This window comes from Bradyrhizobium sp. MI1.4, from assembly GCF_055811315.1.
In genome coordinates this window covers 1-14287 of record NZ_JBVVPP010000010.1, presented here as the reverse complement: position 1 = coordinate 14287, position 14287 = coordinate 1, and the positions used below count along the sequence as shown (strand labels likewise).

At 57.9% G+C, this 14287-nt stretch carries 16 protein-coding genes and 1 pseudogene; 8 read left to right on the top strand and 9 right to left on the bottom strand.

What is annotated here, in order from left to right:
- The first annotated feature begins 133 nt into the window (after positions 1 to 133).
- A complete protein-coding gene (locus AC0L23_RS13940) occupies positions 134 to 466 on the top strand; it encodes a hypothetical protein (RefSeq protein WP_007604755.1) in 333 nt (110 codons plus the stop codon).
- A gap of 267 nt (positions 467 to 733) precedes the next feature.
- On the opposite strand, the gene AC0L23_RS13935 is transcribed toward AC0L23_RS13940, so the two are convergent.
- Positions 734 to 946 carry a hypothetical protein gene (locus tag AC0L23_RS13935; protein WP_446481234.1) on the bottom strand — a complete coding sequence of 71 codons (213 nt, stop codon included), beginning with the start codon at positions 944 to 946 and terminating at the stop codon, positions 734 to 736.
- Positions 947 to 1292: 346 nt separating this feature from the next.
- Here AC0L23_RS13935 and AC0L23_RS13930 point away from each other — a divergent pair, with 346 nt between their 5' ends.
- A complete protein-coding gene (locus AC0L23_RS13930) occupies positions 1293 to 1598 on the top strand; it encodes a hypothetical protein (RefSeq protein WP_473357018.1) in 306 nt (101 codons plus the stop codon).
- Between the two features lie 763 nt (positions 1599 to 2361).
- Positions 2362 to 2550 carry a hypothetical protein gene (locus AC0L23_RS13925; RefSeq protein WP_473357017.1) on the top strand — a complete coding sequence of 63 codons (189 nt, stop codon included), beginning with the start codon at positions 2362 to 2364 and terminating at the stop codon, positions 2548 to 2550.
- A gap of 705 nt (positions 2551 to 3255) precedes the next feature.
- Here AC0L23_RS13925 and AC0L23_RS13920 read toward each other — a convergent pair.
- The 5 genes from AC0L23_RS13920 to AC0L23_RS13900 form a co-directional block, all read right to left on the bottom strand.
- Complete coding sequence (locus AC0L23_RS13920) at positions 3256 to 3714, bottom strand: hypothetical protein (protein ID WP_377789447.1); 459 nt, start codon at positions 3712 to 3714, stop codon at positions 3256 to 3258.
- A gap of 7 nt (positions 3715 to 3721) precedes the next feature.
- Positions 3722 to 3943, bottom strand: coding sequence for a hypothetical protein (locus AC0L23_RS13915; RefSeq protein ID WP_377789449.1), 222 nt, complete (start codon positions 3941 to 3943; stop codon positions 3722 to 3724).
- A 1138-nt stretch (positions 3944 to 5081) separates the two neighbouring features.
- A complete protein-coding gene (locus AC0L23_RS13910) occupies positions 5082 to 5585 on the bottom strand; it encodes a hypothetical protein (RefSeq protein ID WP_473357016.1) in 504 nt (167 codons plus the stop codon).
- A 106-nt stretch (positions 5586 to 5691) separates the two neighbouring features.
- Complete coding sequence (locus AC0L23_RS13905) at positions 5692 to 5919, bottom strand: hypothetical protein (protein WP_473357015.1); 228 nt, start codon at positions 5917 to 5919, stop codon at positions 5692 to 5694.
- Positions 5920 to 6173: 254 nt separating this feature from the next.
- On the bottom strand, positions 6174 to 6680 hold the full coding sequence (locus tag AC0L23_RS13900) for a hypothetical protein (protein ID WP_473357014.1): 507 nt from the start codon (positions 6678 to 6680) through the stop codon (positions 6174 to 6176).
- Between the two features lie 878 nt (positions 6681 to 7558).
- Here AC0L23_RS13900 and AC0L23_RS13895 point away from each other — a divergent pair.
- Positions 7559 to 7828 carry a hypothetical protein gene (locus tag AC0L23_RS13895; protein ID WP_377789456.1) on the top strand — a complete coding sequence of 90 codons (270 nt, stop codon included), beginning with the start codon at positions 7559 to 7561 and terminating at the stop codon, positions 7826 to 7828.
- A gap of 204 nt (positions 7829 to 8032) precedes the next feature.
- Here the strand turns inward: AC0L23_RS13895 and AC0L23_RS13890 are convergent, their stop codons facing one another.
- Complete coding sequence (locus tag AC0L23_RS13890) at positions 8033 to 8185, bottom strand: hypothetical protein (RefSeq protein ID WP_377789458.1); 153 nt, start codon at positions 8183 to 8185, stop codon at positions 8033 to 8035.
- Between the two features lie 773 nt (positions 8186 to 8958).
- Here AC0L23_RS13890 and AC0L23_RS13885 point away from each other — a divergent pair.
- The 3 genes and pseudogenes from AC0L23_RS13885 to AC0L23_RS13875 all read left to right on the top strand — a co-directional run.
- A pseudogene (locus tag AC0L23_RS13885) lies at positions 8959 to 9128 on the top strand (LabA-like NYN domain-containing protein); the annotation flags it as partial.
- Between the two features lie 232 nt (positions 9129 to 9360).
- Entirely contained in the window at positions 9361 to 9510 is a 150-nt protein-coding gene (locus AC0L23_RS13880) for a winged helix domain-containing protein (RefSeq protein WP_473357013.1), read from the top strand.
- A gap of 157 nt (positions 9511 to 9667) precedes the next feature.
- Entirely contained in the window at positions 9668 to 10009 is a 342-nt protein-coding gene (locus AC0L23_RS13875; RefSeq protein ID WP_446481228.1) for a hypothetical protein, read from the top strand.
- 748 nt (positions 10010 to 10757) lie between these two features.
- Here the strand turns inward: AC0L23_RS13875 and AC0L23_RS13870 are convergent.
- Together AC0L23_RS13870 and AC0L23_RS13865 are read right to left on the bottom strand one after the other, a co-directional pair.
- Positions 10758 to 10994 carry a PilZ domain-containing protein gene (locus tag AC0L23_RS13870; protein WP_204511721.1) on the bottom strand — a complete coding sequence of 79 codons (237 nt, stop codon included), beginning with the start codon at positions 10992 to 10994 and terminating at the stop codon, positions 10758 to 10760.
- Between the two features lie 475 nt (positions 10995 to 11469).
- Complete coding sequence (locus AC0L23_RS13865; protein WP_204511722.1) at positions 11470 to 11694, bottom strand: hypothetical protein; 225 nt, start codon at positions 11692 to 11694, stop codon at positions 11470 to 11472.
- Between the two features lie 1546 nt (positions 11695 to 13240).
- Between AC0L23_RS13865 and AC0L23_RS13860 the strand changes: the two genes are divergently transcribed.
- Complete coding sequence (locus AC0L23_RS13860) at positions 13241 to 13540, top strand: hypothetical protein (RefSeq protein WP_204511723.1); 300 nt, start codon at positions 13241 to 13243, stop codon at positions 13538 to 13540.
- Positions 13541 to 14287 lie beyond the last annotated feature (747 nt).

The window sequence follows — 14287 nt, the reverse complement described above, 5'->3', positions numbered from 1 at the left end:
CCGCTGATCGAGTTTCGTGGGAGCGGCTCGCCCTGGGCATTTAGCCGTTGGGACAGTTGGCGCCCAATCGATGCCGGTTGCACGAAAGGGGCGGAATCCGCATTATGGTTTTGCTGGGCGAAGCGGATCTACCGTGGCTCTGAAGAACCCCGACGCTATTGCGGCAGTCGTGACTGCGCTGCGGCTTACTTACGGCGACGAAACGGCACGAGCCATGCTGGTCGGCGGCATGAGCCTGGCCGCGCTGATAGAGGCGATGTTCTCCGCCTCGGTTGAGCGACGCGATGCCGTTCGATACGTTGCGTCTGCCTTGGACGACTTCGCCATCTCGCCGGAACCCGGCCCCGTCTGGCACCTTCGCTACGTTTACGAAAGCCATGGCTCGTTTCGCGTCGTGGATATGGAGATTGCGACGCCGACCGGCACACTGTCCAGTAAAGACGTCTGGCTTCGTCTGCCCGTCTAGCTATCTCGCCACCTCTGCGATGTGGCAGGTGCTGTCGCCAATCCGCGAGCGCGCGGTGCCTTGCTTGACGGCCTTGTAGGTCTTTATCTTTCCGGCTGGTAGTTCCTGGATGTGCGAATAGCCGGCGGCGCGAAGCTTAGCGATAATCTCCTCCGACGTCAGGCTAAGCGCGGACGAGGATCCCAAACCAGTGCGAGGGCAGCCATGATGAACGATCGCAGCACTTGGCTCCTTGCGCGCACGCCGCCGTCGGGTTGACTCCTTAGCTTAGCCGCCGACCGGACCCGACAACGTCTTCAGTCCCGCCTCGATTGCTGCGATGTCCTGCTCGATCTGCGCAATCGACAACCTGCAGTCAAAGCCCACCCAGGCTTTCAGGTCTCCGGCAAGTCGCCGGCGATGGATCCTCAGCTCTTCAAGCGACTGGCGGTCCTTCACTCCCGCGTAGCCGTCCACAATCAACTCAATCGCGCTCGACATGACGCTACTCCACAAAAATAATTCGGATCTAATGAATGAAGCTTATTGCAAGCCGCCCGGTCGGCGCAACTTCGGCGCTGGCTTTGTACAGGATGCCTCTCCGCCGGCTTGCGCTTCAGCAATGGAGCGGCTGGGGAACAACAAGAGCCAGTGAGCGCCTCGAATGCCCAACCAGGCCGTCGTCAAAATCGGTCAAGATCATTGACGGGTTGGCATTGCACTCAGCGTCCAACGGCAAATTCTTCGAAAACGGTTGAGCACAGGGTTTTGTTTTTTTCTAGCTTTTCCCGAACTGGGGGCGTCAAACTTGCGTCCATTGAGAACGTATTTTTTTAGGGACATTGCGATGGGAAAACCTGCCGTTTCCCGTGATGCCTTCCGGGGACTATTCGCTTTGTATGCCGCGAAGGCTCATCACGACCATAAGGCCGAGGCCGAACATTCCCTTTTGCGGATGTTCGGATCTGCGGACGATATACCCGATACGTTGCTGCAGCAGTGGTCGGACAGAGCTGAGATGCTCGGCTCCGAAACCGTTGGCCGCTTATTGGATCCGCGCGTCCGTCAAATCACGAACGGCAACGCGCAGTATGAGCATGCCAGCGACTTTCTTCACACGCTGCTGAGAGACCTCGGGCAGAAAATGCAGTGATCAAACCGCCACGCCTTGGCGCCGCAGTCGTCAGATGCATAGACTTGACGGCTTTTTTCCTGCGCTTTTGATCGACTTGGACTTCATAAGAAACCATTCTGGCCTTCAGCCAAGCTCGATGACCCGGCGCGCCCCACTGTGCTAGGCATCCATACCGCTGTTATCGGGCTGATGCAGCCGACCCACGCCCGCTAAACCAACTGGACTATGTCTGCTGCCACCTAGGCGACAATCGCAAGGCCGTGTGAAATAGTTCACAGATTGGGAAACCAAAGCTCGCTACCATGGAGAGTGCGGCGGAGATGCTCCGGGCTGTTGCTAGTTCGCCTGCCCATCCAGCTTGATCATGAATCGTTTTTTGTCTCAGTAGGGGAAAAGGCGACGACGATGATTGACGACGATTTGGTCCGGGCACATCGCAACAATATCCAGCGCTATCACCTCTTATTGCAAACCACTCTGACGGACTTCGAACGGCAGTATGTCGAAAGACGTCTGAGCGAGGAGCAATCGAAGCTGGATAGGCTAAAGACTCGTACTCAAGCAAAGCGAGACGGCCAATCGGCTACAGACCACGCAGGGTAGGACACCCGATGGGGCACACGGGTTGCTGTTAAGGGCTGCGGCAGAAAAGCTTATGCGAGCAGCTGCGCGGCTTCAGCATTCGGAGCCGAGAGACAACTAGCCGAAGCACGGCAGCACGACGTAAACACTTGCGCTCGCCCTTCGGTTGCGGTTGGATCGTCTTTTTAGGATTGATCCAATGGCAATTCAATTGCTTGTGGCGAAGGTTCTCAGGGACGAGCTATCTTCAAGGGGCATTCAATCATTATGCGTTGAAGACTCCGAGGCGATTGCTGCTCGCATCTTCGAGCGGATCACTGAGCTTGAGCTGGAACTTGCCGCCCGGGGGGTCAACATCCCCGCAAGCGGCGATGATAGACCGACGTGACCAGCCGAGCGTCATGTCCGTTTACGATCCGCTATCGAGGGAGCTGGGGCGCACAAGGGCGCAAACTATCCGGCTCACGTTCTCGGAAATCGAGGGAATTCTCGGGAGGTCGTGACCGCCGTCAGCTTACAAGTTCAGTGCCTGGTGGGGAAATGAGAGTTCGCGCAAGGCTGGGGCACACGCGGGCCATGGCGTGGCTGCAGGCAGGCTTCGCGGCTAGAGTTTCTCTGAAACAGCGGGCGGTGGAATTCCATCGACCCTGAAGGCTTTCACGTCGCGCCGCCTGCGAGCTTTCCCGCGCGTCCGGGCACTGTCACTGCACGGAGAATCCAATTCGAAGGCGGCGGACTGTTCTAGCCCGTCGCCGCAGCCCTTCAGCTCTTCAGCCCTTTTTATCCAGGGCTGCGTTCAAGAAAACGAGGTGCAGAACGGCATTGTTTGAAACAAAATAGCTCCCGTTCGAACGCCCAGTCCCTGGCTCGTCGGCTCAGGCCGAATAGCGGCTTACGCAGCAGATGACGAAGACTTTTCCCGTATTGCCGATTTCAAGAGCCAATCGGCCAGGGCTGCAATCCGAATCAATAAGGCAATGGGCGCCATCGGTGGTACCGGACAGATGATCCAACAGTCGTCAGCCATCGAGGTTGTGGTGCAATCGAGAGGCCGCGCTAGCGTCGCCGCATGAGCAACACCGTGGCTCGAATTCTAGCTCGGGGAAAGGCGTACGCCCGAGCTCCTAGCATCTGCCGGGCGACGCCTGGGCAGGCGCCAGCCTAGCGGTCCCGGAAAGCTGTTGGCGATGCTCAACGCGCGGTTCTCGTCGGTTTCAAGAGCTATTTTCTGGGCAAGCATGACGTCGCCCTGAGCCAAGCCACCTAACGGGACGAAGCAGCGCCCCGTTCCGAGCCGCCCGTATTCGTCTATCTCGTTGACGTTGGCGGACGTCCCGCGCCGGATTCGGTACCGCTTCCCAGTATCGCATCCCACGACATCAAAATATCCCTTCCTATCAAAGTCCGCCCTCTGCTGAGGCGAAAGCCAAGAACGAAGGAGGCGTAGCGCACGAGCGTGAATCGATTTCTCGTCCTTGGATGCTTCATAGAGCTTCCCAATAGAGAGGCTACGGAGGGGCCACCGGCTGAGTCGAGCTAAGTTCCTCTTCACCTGGCCATCACCCACCGACTAGGCGCGGAAAAAACAATGTCTCTTCGGCGGTCGGATCAAACGTGGTGATCCTGGTTACCTCCTCCGGGCTACTCCGCACCGCTGCAGTGTATCCTTTCCCGGTGAACTCCAGAAAACGTCTCTCCGCCTGTACCAGAGCATCAGCGCTGGAATTGTCGAAAAAGTAGCGGCTGTCGCCGCTGTGATCCATCACGATCTGCGTTGCCATGCTGAGGCTCCCGATTGCACTTCGGAAGGAATGTGAAAGCGGAGACCTCGTTCCTATTTTCGTAAGCGCCGAGTGATTTTTGGTCGTGCGCCTCACTACCGGAACGCGTCTCCCGCCTGGCACGACGTGCCGGGCTAGAGCTCGCGTCGTCAATGTCGTCAGACTGAGGACGATTTTGGAGCTGACAGTGCCCGAGCCTGAGCGGGACGAGATCCCACCAGCCCGGTGCAGCCGTTGCGAGCCGGTGCGATTTCCGCGAGACGCCCGGGCGGTCCAAAACGGTCGAGGGTTGGCGGATGTGCCCAGTGTCATGTGAATACTTGCGCAGGGCGCGCGCCTGCGATGGAGAGACCATCGCCAGGTCCGGGACGGCACGACTCAACCAGCGTCGGAGGGGCCGCGCCGTCCCGTTGGGCGCAACACTAGAGCCGGCGGCACCTGGGAGGAGCACCTCGGAGAAACTGCCAGCGTCAAGGTCGCGGTATGTGGACGTTGCCGCATTCTCACCCGCATCTGCATTTCACTATGTGAATCAGGTCGACGATGGCGGCTCGCAAAAGCGAGCTCAGGAGCCGAGACCTGTGGCCGAGGGTTACCTTCCCTCAGCTCAGCCTATAATCAACTGTTCCTGCGGTCAGAGGCCTCCTTGGGCAGGGCTGCCCGCGTAAACGGTCTCACCATCGTCAGCCGGGCGGAGAACCGGCTCGCGCATTCTGCTGAATCCGCAACAGCTTGCCGACGACCGGCCACGGCCCCAACCCAGGCGCCCGACCGGGGCCGTCTTTCCACGATTCGTAGTGTCGGAGTAGGCGTAATGCTTCCCTCGCCGTCGATCGTGCCCGCCGATTGGCCATCGCGACGTCTATCTCTGCCGCTCTACGACAAGGCGCCCTTCCAAAGAAGCGGCTTACGCGGGCGGGGTTTTGCTGCTTCCGCGAGCCCGATGCCGCCGACGTGGCGCTATTCGACTTCGGACTAAAGCCGTTTTGTGCGGGCTTGCGCCAGCCGCCCCGGTGACGCAGCGGGCCGATTTGCTGCCGGATGCCATCTTCAGAGGCAATTTATCGAGACGGTCAATCGAGCCGGGGCGCGTCCGCGGTGAATGGCGCTCGCCGAGGTCCTATAGTCGGCACCGTCATCAGTTCAGCTTGAAAAACGTCTGCTCTAGCCGCTCCTTGAGTGTTTCCAGTAACGACAGTCTTGTATCAGGCGCCGCAACTTGCGCTCCCGCTGCCGGTTCGGGAATAATATTCAACGGTTTCGCTGCTCGACGGTTAGAGACTTTTTTCGCAGATTCTCCTTTTGCAGCATGCTTCGGCTTCAAGAGCTCGCCGCCTGATTTCGGAGTGACCGGTTTCGGGGCAACGTCGAGTTCAGAAAATGCGCTCTGCAGAGGCCGAGCAGATTGCACCCACGTCATCGATGTAGAAGGACTGATGTTCGACGGAACCACAATGGTCGGCAAGCTGGTATCGATTATGACCCTTTCAGGTGCCCGCTCGGCTGAGCTGATCCTTATGGACGGTCGCTCTACGTCACTGTTACCCGGGCCGATCGCCTGCTGCGGGAAGCACCAGCTGATTGCGATCAGCAACACGACGAGAGCGCTGCCGACGAATCCGAAATATTTCATCAAAGGCACAGGCCGCCTCCGTTTGTCGACGACCTTGCGACCTCGATTGTTAGCAAAAAGCTAAAGGTAGATTAAAACAGAAGACATGGTTATCACGCATGCCGCGACGCAGCGGCTATTTCGCGGGCGTCCGTGACTTCGATGCTGCATCGTAGATCTCGACCTTCAGCATCGGATACTTGGCCAACAGTTCAAGGGCCGCTTTAGTCGCGGCGTCCTGATCAAGAAATTCGGTCTTGAAACGACCATCGACGAGAATCGCATAACCGATGGCCGGCGCGACGTCAGCACGCCGAACTTCGCTTGGTTGCGGACGTTCAAGGTGAAGGGTTGTATTGTTCATTCCTTACTTATCCGGTTGGAGAACGCCCTTGTTGCTGAGGCTCTCGCAATTCGCCGAATTGAATGCCTGGGGTTTCCCAACCGGCGTAAGCAGAGAACAAGAGAACAACGATCCGAAATGCAATCGACATGCCGCCCGCCTTTTCTTATTGGGGGCGACGGTACAAGCAAGGCCTTACGGGCCGCTTAGGAGAAAGGGTTTGCGCAAGGTATACGCCAGAGCGAAGAGGGACGTTGGCTTGGCCGAAGCCACATTCACATTTGTGTCGGTGATCGCTCCGATCCAGCATTCATAATTGAATTCGCTATCGTGACCAGGTGTACTGCGGCGGTGCCCAGCTGCTCCATTTCCTTGTCAGCAGAGTAGGCTGAAGCCGCTCGTCGAAAGGCGATTGCAACCGTTGCGTATGCATCGGTGATTAGTACAGCTGAATGATCGTGCGCATCTTTTGCTTTCCGATTACGTACTTGGACGACTTTTGTCGCCGCCTGAGCGGTTAATTCAGCAAGCTTCTCGTTACTTAAGCGCGGATCATCAATACCAGGCTGACATGCTGAAGCCGCGCCGGCGATTGCCTGATAGTATTGGTGTTTTTGCCACTCATTGGCCGTCAGGTAACTCTGCAGCAGGCGGCGAGCCCTCGCTTCAAGCTGCTTTCGATCGCTTCGGATCTTTTGACGATCTGAGCTAAGCCAGCGGAGCATCGTTTGCCTATTCACTTCGGCGCCTAACGCAAAGATCATGGGGCTATAAAGTTCCATCAGAACACTTGAGTTCGTTCGCCCAGCGCCCTCGGGAAATGTTGAAGTCGATTACAGCCTGCAGGTCTCGCGAATGAGACCGAATTCTACGATGAATCAACTGAGGGAAAGAGGGAATTGAGCGTAGGTCGAAAGTAATTTGCCTCCATGTTGCTTTGTCCGCCCTGAGATGGATGCGTGCCGTCAGGGTATAAAGCTTGGTTTGCGGCAACGGAGTCAGGGCCCCAGGTCCGATCGATAGCCCAATCGACGACAAAATCGCACTTTCCTTCACTTGGAAAAAGCCGCAGAGCCCCACGGCGGTGACCCGATTAACATTGAAGCCACTATCGTCACGGGAATTGTGCGTGCTGATTCCCAATACGACAATTTACCTCTAAGTGCTTCTTTCTCGCGTTCGCGATCCATATTCTTCATACGTTAGCGGCTGCCTTGCAGATCACCACCACCGCCAGCAGGAACTCGATCGTAAATCTCCCAATGTCCACGGCGCTTCCTCACCCACGACAGCCGGTGGCAGGAGCACGGCCGGACCTACCAGGAATCGATAATTTGCGATGTACTTACGATGCCGCTTGATGGCGGCGTGCGCACTCGCCGATACAACATATGGTCCGGTCATTATCCGCCCGGCAGCCCCGCGGAATCGTTGGCTGACGGGCCGCGACCTGCAGCATCCAGTGCTTGAACGGCCCCTGCCATCGCAGGGTCGGCGTGCGACTCGACGCACTCTCCCAGATCAGCCGTGGGTCCCGCGTCGGCTTGCGCCTGGTCTGCTCAAGATGCGGCGCGGCAGGATCTGTGCATATCGTCCCGAACTGGCATGACAGTCGCGGGCAAGTCAGGCCAAGCAGGGACGTGAGGTTTTGATTCCAGCGATGAAGCACGTCACCGAACGCCCTTTTGCCGATCCACAAGCCGCAGCCCGCAAGCTGATCGAGCTCGCCGCCAGCATCGAGCCGGTCCAGGATGGGCGCATCCACATTGAGAAGATCAACTATCCCTTCGTCTCCACGCTCAAGGGAAGCGGCCCGGAGTTCGGCGCCGGCATCAGGTGCGCCATCGAGAAGGGATGGCTAGAGCTGCATGAGAGTGGAACATACGTGCGGCTGTTGGCACCTGGGAATGACCTCATGGCGCTCCGTTAGGAACGGGCCGGGCACATTCGGCATGAATCCGCGCTGGCTCGGCGCCCTGAGCTGGCGGAGCGGCCCCGGCCCCTTAACCCCAGGTCTCCCCAAAGCCGGGGCCGTCTCTCGGCGAAACCACGCAGCTGGGAGCATCCGCGCTTTGGCTGGTTTTTGGGAGGTTCGCTCTTGCTCACGGGCGACATGGGACGCTAAGGCGCTCGCTTAGGTGGCGGCATTCTTCCTGACGGTCGACACAGCTTCGATGAGGACCGAGCACTTTTCATATTCCTTAGCATCGCCCGCGACGGTACCGCGAAGCTCCCTACATTCGCCGCCGTCGAAGAACCACTTAGCTTTGCCAATGGCGACGATCACCTTGCATTTTGGGCATTGCACCTGCATCTGCCTACCATGCGCTCAGAGTCGGCGCATTTCCAGTCACAACCTCAGCGAGTTCGGATGGAAAGCTGCCAAAAAAAGCCTCGAAATGAAGGTCGGCCCATGGGAAAAGCCGCAGCGTGGTTCCAGCCCCACTGCGGCATTCCCGGGCAACTTGAAATTGGTTGGTATTTAAATCGCGCCGGTGTTCTCACAGTAGAACACCCCGTTCCGAAAATGGAGTCGGTATAACTACCGGAGTCTGCCTCGCTACGAATTTTCGCCACGGGGCGAACATGGCAGGCTTAAGTTTCCAGCCCCATGCTCCCGGCTGCCAATCCAATTGCGGATCAGAGCGCCGGAGCCTCAAAGTGGAGGTCGCAGGAACGGCTAAGAAGCTGCTCCTGCGACCAACGCCGTGGCCTAGTCGGTATTGACCCAGCCCAAGGTGGACCCGCGGACGCAGGTCGGGCCAATCCCGGAATTTGGTGCAGGCGCCAGCGATGCAAGAGCCTCTGTCAATAAAGGCCAATTTATGATTGGCTATCGCATCGAGGTAAATCCCTCAGCGGGGCCACGGTTCTGCGGCAAGAACGGAACGGTGATTGGTCCTGGGTATCATCCCAAGAGTCTCCGTGTCATTCTGGACGGTTCAAAAACACCAATAACCCTGCACGTTACATACGTCGCAATTGTAAATGCGTGATTCGAATTGATGATGCGGCAGCTCGCGTGACCAGCCGCGCAGGGACAAATTAGCTCATTAATCGTTGATCGCCGACGAATTGCGCCGCCAGGCTGACGTCTTCATCGACCTCGTCGAGCTGCAATCCAAGCTTGGCCGCGATCCGTCCGAGCGCCCATCCCTACGCGATCGTGAAGCGCATGGACACATGCCGAAATTCTGCAAAAGCCGCACGGAAACGACCCTCACACCTAGATCATTAAGGGGCGCCCAGTCGACGCGCTTGGGCGGACTGAGTTCAATAAAACAACATCACCGACATCCACGCCGCTAGCGACGCGCAGAGACCAATTCCTAGATAAGGCAATACAAGGCGCATCGGGTTTCTCCTCCGAGACGCGAAATATGTCTTAGCTTCGCATATCGGCCAGCCAATGACTACGAATCTCCGGTTGTGTCGCGGCCGACGCCGGGCGGTGACTTGCCGATGCACTCGGAAGCCGGCGTGTGTCGCAAGCTCGGCGCCGTCATCGACACACTGCAGGACGCGCACAGTGGTCCCTTTGCTGGGTTTCACGCGCGTTACATGTTGCGCAGTAGCGTAACTGTGCTGGAAATCATCGGCGGGCCGTCCTGATGCCCATTGCTGACCCACAGAACGGCACTGGTGCGGTTTCAGCCCCGCCGGGCCCTTCAGGTACGCCTGAACTCGCGAACAATCACGGACCGCATTCTGAGGCAGGAGGCGCGTGATGCGATGCCGCAGGCGTAACAAGCGACTTGATGCACCCCACGTGCGTTTGTATCGCTGGCTGCTCGACTCTCCGGCTTATTTGTCGCTGACATGCCCGGCGCGGGCGGTGCTGATCGAAATCGCGCGAGCATACGACGGATTTAACAACGGACGAATTGGGCTTTCAGTCCGACGTGCTTCTGAGCGCTGCAATATTGCCCGCGGAACGGCATCCCGGGCATTTGTTGAGCTTCAGGACCGCGGATTCATTGAGTGCGCGACCAAAGGCGGGTTCAATCGCAAGCTCCCTCATGCCAGCGAGTGGAAACTTACGTTCTGGGGCTGCGACGTCACGGGCGAGCTGGCGGGCAAACAATTTATGAGCTGGGGCAGAGAAAACTAAAACGCGGTATCAATATATCCCGGCGCGGTATCAAATCAGAGCCAGCGTGCACCTTATAATAGCGCGAAAGGAGCCTCACGGTGCCTCCTTTTGATACCGCAAAGCTTGATCCACCGACGATCGCGGTATCAATCTAGGGCACACATATAGTTTACCATAGGGTGTAGCCCACGATTAGCCGGTCAGCGCGCACCTCAAGGTGAGCTGTATCGCGAACTAGGACTGCCGGCGCTGGGCTTTCGGAACTGGCAAGCCGGTCCGAACGATGAAGCGAGCCAAGGAGCGGAAGACCCTGTTTACCCGCATTTCCGCAAACGGCCGGGGCTTGAGGTCCGAGCTGATAAACGCACCAGCGCGTAAGTCTGAAAACTGCTAATGCCCACGGCGTCGGGCGTAGTCAGCTAGCCGCTGATATCGATGGTCTTTACGCAAAGGCGGCTTCGCTTGCGCTATGGCTTCCAAGCAGTCCGTTAGCTCTCTCGGTGCCCAGAACTGATCCGCCAAGATCGCGACGAGCAAGCGGAGTGAAGACTCTGGGAATCGGGCGCATATGATTTGGTTCCGGTCTGCGAACTCCCATACGGGCCCGCAGCTTCATCGCTGCACCATCAGAGGCCGGACAGATGGCAGCATCCGACTACGCCGATCTTCTTCAAAAATCGCTTGCATCTCGGGGGCGTCCACAGCTGGGTACACTGCCTAGATGATCGGGATCGGCATTCCGGCCCGTAATTGAGTGACGCATTAATTAATAGAACGCGACAGCAACTCGTTTCTCTTTACGCCAGACAACTGCGCAGCGGCGCCGGTCACCGTCGGGAATGACAGTCAGCGCAAATTCGTCGGGAATTTTTTCATCTGCAGCAAGATCGAGGGCTGCGCCGAACGCAGATATGCTGCGAATGGTGCAATCTGCCTTCGAATGGCCGAAGCTGATCAAACCCAGTCTTGCAACTTGTTTCAAACGAGGGTTCTTCTCATCCATAGTGTCCTCCAAGGCCCGAGGAGCGCAAATCACGCATCGGTAATGATTCGGCGGCGATGGTGCGTGCCTTCCAGTGTCACCGAAGAGTTGGTTCACATAAGCCAACACTTTCAACGCCCTTGCGGCAGCGGCAGGGGCTTGCTTGCCTTAAAGAAAATCCCGCAGCCGAGCGATCTCGGCTATCTGTTCTGGGCCCAGTACGGCGGTAATAACTTGCGTTTGCGGGGCAGTATGTATTTCGTAGAGATGACGCTGGCTGGCGGGCTTCGCGAAGAAACCCCGGATGCATGCGTCTAAAGTGCCCTCGATTACAAGATAAGGACCAAGCGATGCCGCTGCGCGTTGGTTTCCAATTGAAGGCCATTTTTTTAGTGCTGCTGCCGCTGTGAAATCGATCCGTGCGCGCTGCTTCGAGCCGACCGGCGCCCCAGACGCGCCTCTCCGGCGATCCGCCGATTCCGTTCTTTTCGCAGCTCTAATCATTGGGCCAATCAAAACCTGAGGGGCCAGGGTCCGGACCAGAATGGTTGCGCTTTAACTTTTCCGGCTTCGTCAATAACAGTTTTAGAAACTCAACCGGCGGTGCTGCGGGCCTTCGACCGAATTGAGCAGCAATCTCTGCGCTGGGCACTTTCACGACCATCGTTTCAAGTTTGCCTATGTCGCTTTCGGTCGGGAGCCTGATGTCACGTTGAGGCATTGTCCTCTCCTCAAATGCACGCGGTTCCTTGCAGGAATTTCCTAGTGTCAGAGCTAAAATGAGGCCCAAATTAAATGTCTTAATTAAACGTGATTTGATATATAGCATTATAATTGGATAATAAAGATAATAATCGAGAAATTGACAAAAGATCGCGTTCCCGCCGACGAGCCTACCTTGTCTTGTTGGCCCCAACGGATCGCTGACTGACCCTGCGCCCCCGGGAGAGACACGCTAGCTGCCTTGGCAGTGGAGAACGGCATTCAATTTGTCGCAGACAATTAAATTGACTCCGACCATGGCGTCTCGGCCTGCAGCGGGAAAGTTCTAGCCAGCGGCCTATACGATGGTTACACGAGGAGGTCTCGCCAGACCTCTCTTGGCAGTTGAGAGTTGTGCGGATTCGCGCGACAGGATGACGGCCTATCTTCTCCGTGCCCGCTTGTCTCCTTGATAGGCTCGCGCGCTTTTTCGTAACACTATGCGCGCCTCTTACGGCGTCGCAATCAATCCGCTCGCAGTCGCAACTATCCAGCGATTGCCCCAGCGCACGATAGAGTCGATCCGCCCGACGCCGGGGACCACATCGCCCCGTGCTGCCATTCGAACCCCATCGGGCCCTTCAAGCACCGCCGTTCCGCCGCGAACGTCAAGCACAGCCCAACCTGCAATGGTCGTTGGTCTTGTCTCGGGGATCGACAGCAGCGACCCCTCAGGCGCAAGCGAGCCAGTCACAGACACCTCTGTGTCGACAGCGGAAGAAGCTGGATTCAAAGTTTCGGCCGTTTGCGCCCCACTCGACGCTTTGGCCAGAGGCTTCGGAGCAACGCTCGCGATGACTGTGGAGGGTTGCCCCAAACCAGGCGCTGTTCGCGAGGCTGACACTGACCCAATCTTCCGGGCGCTTTCGGACTTACCTCCTGCCCTTGGATCCGGCATGCGACGCGAAGCCGTTTGAGCAACTGGGTTGAGAGCCGAGATAGCTGCAGGACCGTACCACGCACCAGCCCAGCCCAATCCGAAGCCTCCCGCCAAGGCGGCCACGACGAAGCAAGTAGTGGGTATTGAGTGACCGCTTGGCGCCAGTAGCGCCAGGACCTCGGCTCGAATAGAGGTCGATAAATCAAGGTGATCGAGAGTGACGGGCTGTGTCGCGACCTCGCCACTGCCCTGATCCGCGACGGTCACGGTCCTCTCCAAGGTATTCGCATGGTGCAATTGCATGCTCAGGCCCCTTTGCGGTCGCCAATGATCATGCCGGGAACTAAATCAACCCTTAACAGCCGATGCGCTCCGCACGAATAAGGCAGCGGTGGATAACGAACAGCTGCCGAGGGATAAGAGCGGCCGGCCTGCCAGGCTGCAGCCCACCGCTCACTTCGCGATGTAGATGGAAGGGAATGAAATCATGCCAGATGGTTGCGAGACTTGATGGGTGCCTTCGAAGACAGGCGAGTTTTAATCTTCGAAGCTTGAAACTAAGCGGTTTCTGCCGGGGTTTGTTTTGAGACAGCGAAGAAGAAACGCTGTCACTGAGGAGGGAAACATGAACGAGCTGAACCGGTCATTGGGCAGGAACGCTCTTCTAGCCGCGAGCGTTGCTGCCGGTCTTCTTGCGCTCTCCAGCACGGACGCCTCCGCCGCTATTGCGTGTAGGGGAGAGGTTTGCTGGCGTGTTCATACGCCCTATGTCTACCCGCCGTCTCCGACAATAGTCATCCATCCCGACTATTGGAGGCCCCCGACGCCGACAATCGTCATTCGCGAGCACTGGAGCCCGGTCGAGCGCTTCACGCGGGAGTACATCGTGCGGGAGTATGGCAGCCTCGACGATCCCGAATGGTAGCAAGTGGCCAGTCAGACCGACTGGAAGTCCTGGCTGTAGGCTTCGGGATGCGCTTGAAATGAGGGCTGACCTCGGCCTGGAGGGCGACCTGGGTTGCCTCGCCATGGCGTGGTTTTTTTCAAACCTAACGCATGTTTCCTCATGGCGCTAAGAACATTGGGTCCAACAGCCGCCCACCATTGGCATGACGCTTCGCGGGGAGCACCCGCGTGCCCAGGCGCTTACCTAAGGCAAGAGATCTGAACCAACGGCCCGATTTTATCGACAAATATCTGAACCGGTTTATCCTCCGCGCTGTGCAAGCTCACGACGATATTTGGAGAGCACTCGGCCCGAAGCTCTCGAGCGAAAGCTAAGACGCCGCTGCGGAGCTTAGTTGGGGGCTGCTCAGCTGCCAGGCCGTCTGTGGAGTTGCTCATGAGTACTGAGCGGAAACCCGGCCCTGTGATCCTGTTGTTCGCGATTGCCGTGATAGTGGCGTCCATCGCGGCATTCCTCACGACGTTTGAGCGGGTCCAGACCACCACAGCTCATGGCGAGCCTACTCCGGCACCACTGGTTTAGCCAAGCCCCGCCCGCCTCTACAGCGGGCCCCGGGCCAGCCAGCAGTAGGGAAGTAAGCGCCACACCGATACCGGGCATGGTGCCCACCCTTGTGCTGCGGGCGTCGGCCGGCGATGGCGTGCCGGTGGTGGTCGACCGCCTGACCGGTGAGCGCAGAACGGCGCAGATCTTCGTCGCCGTGCT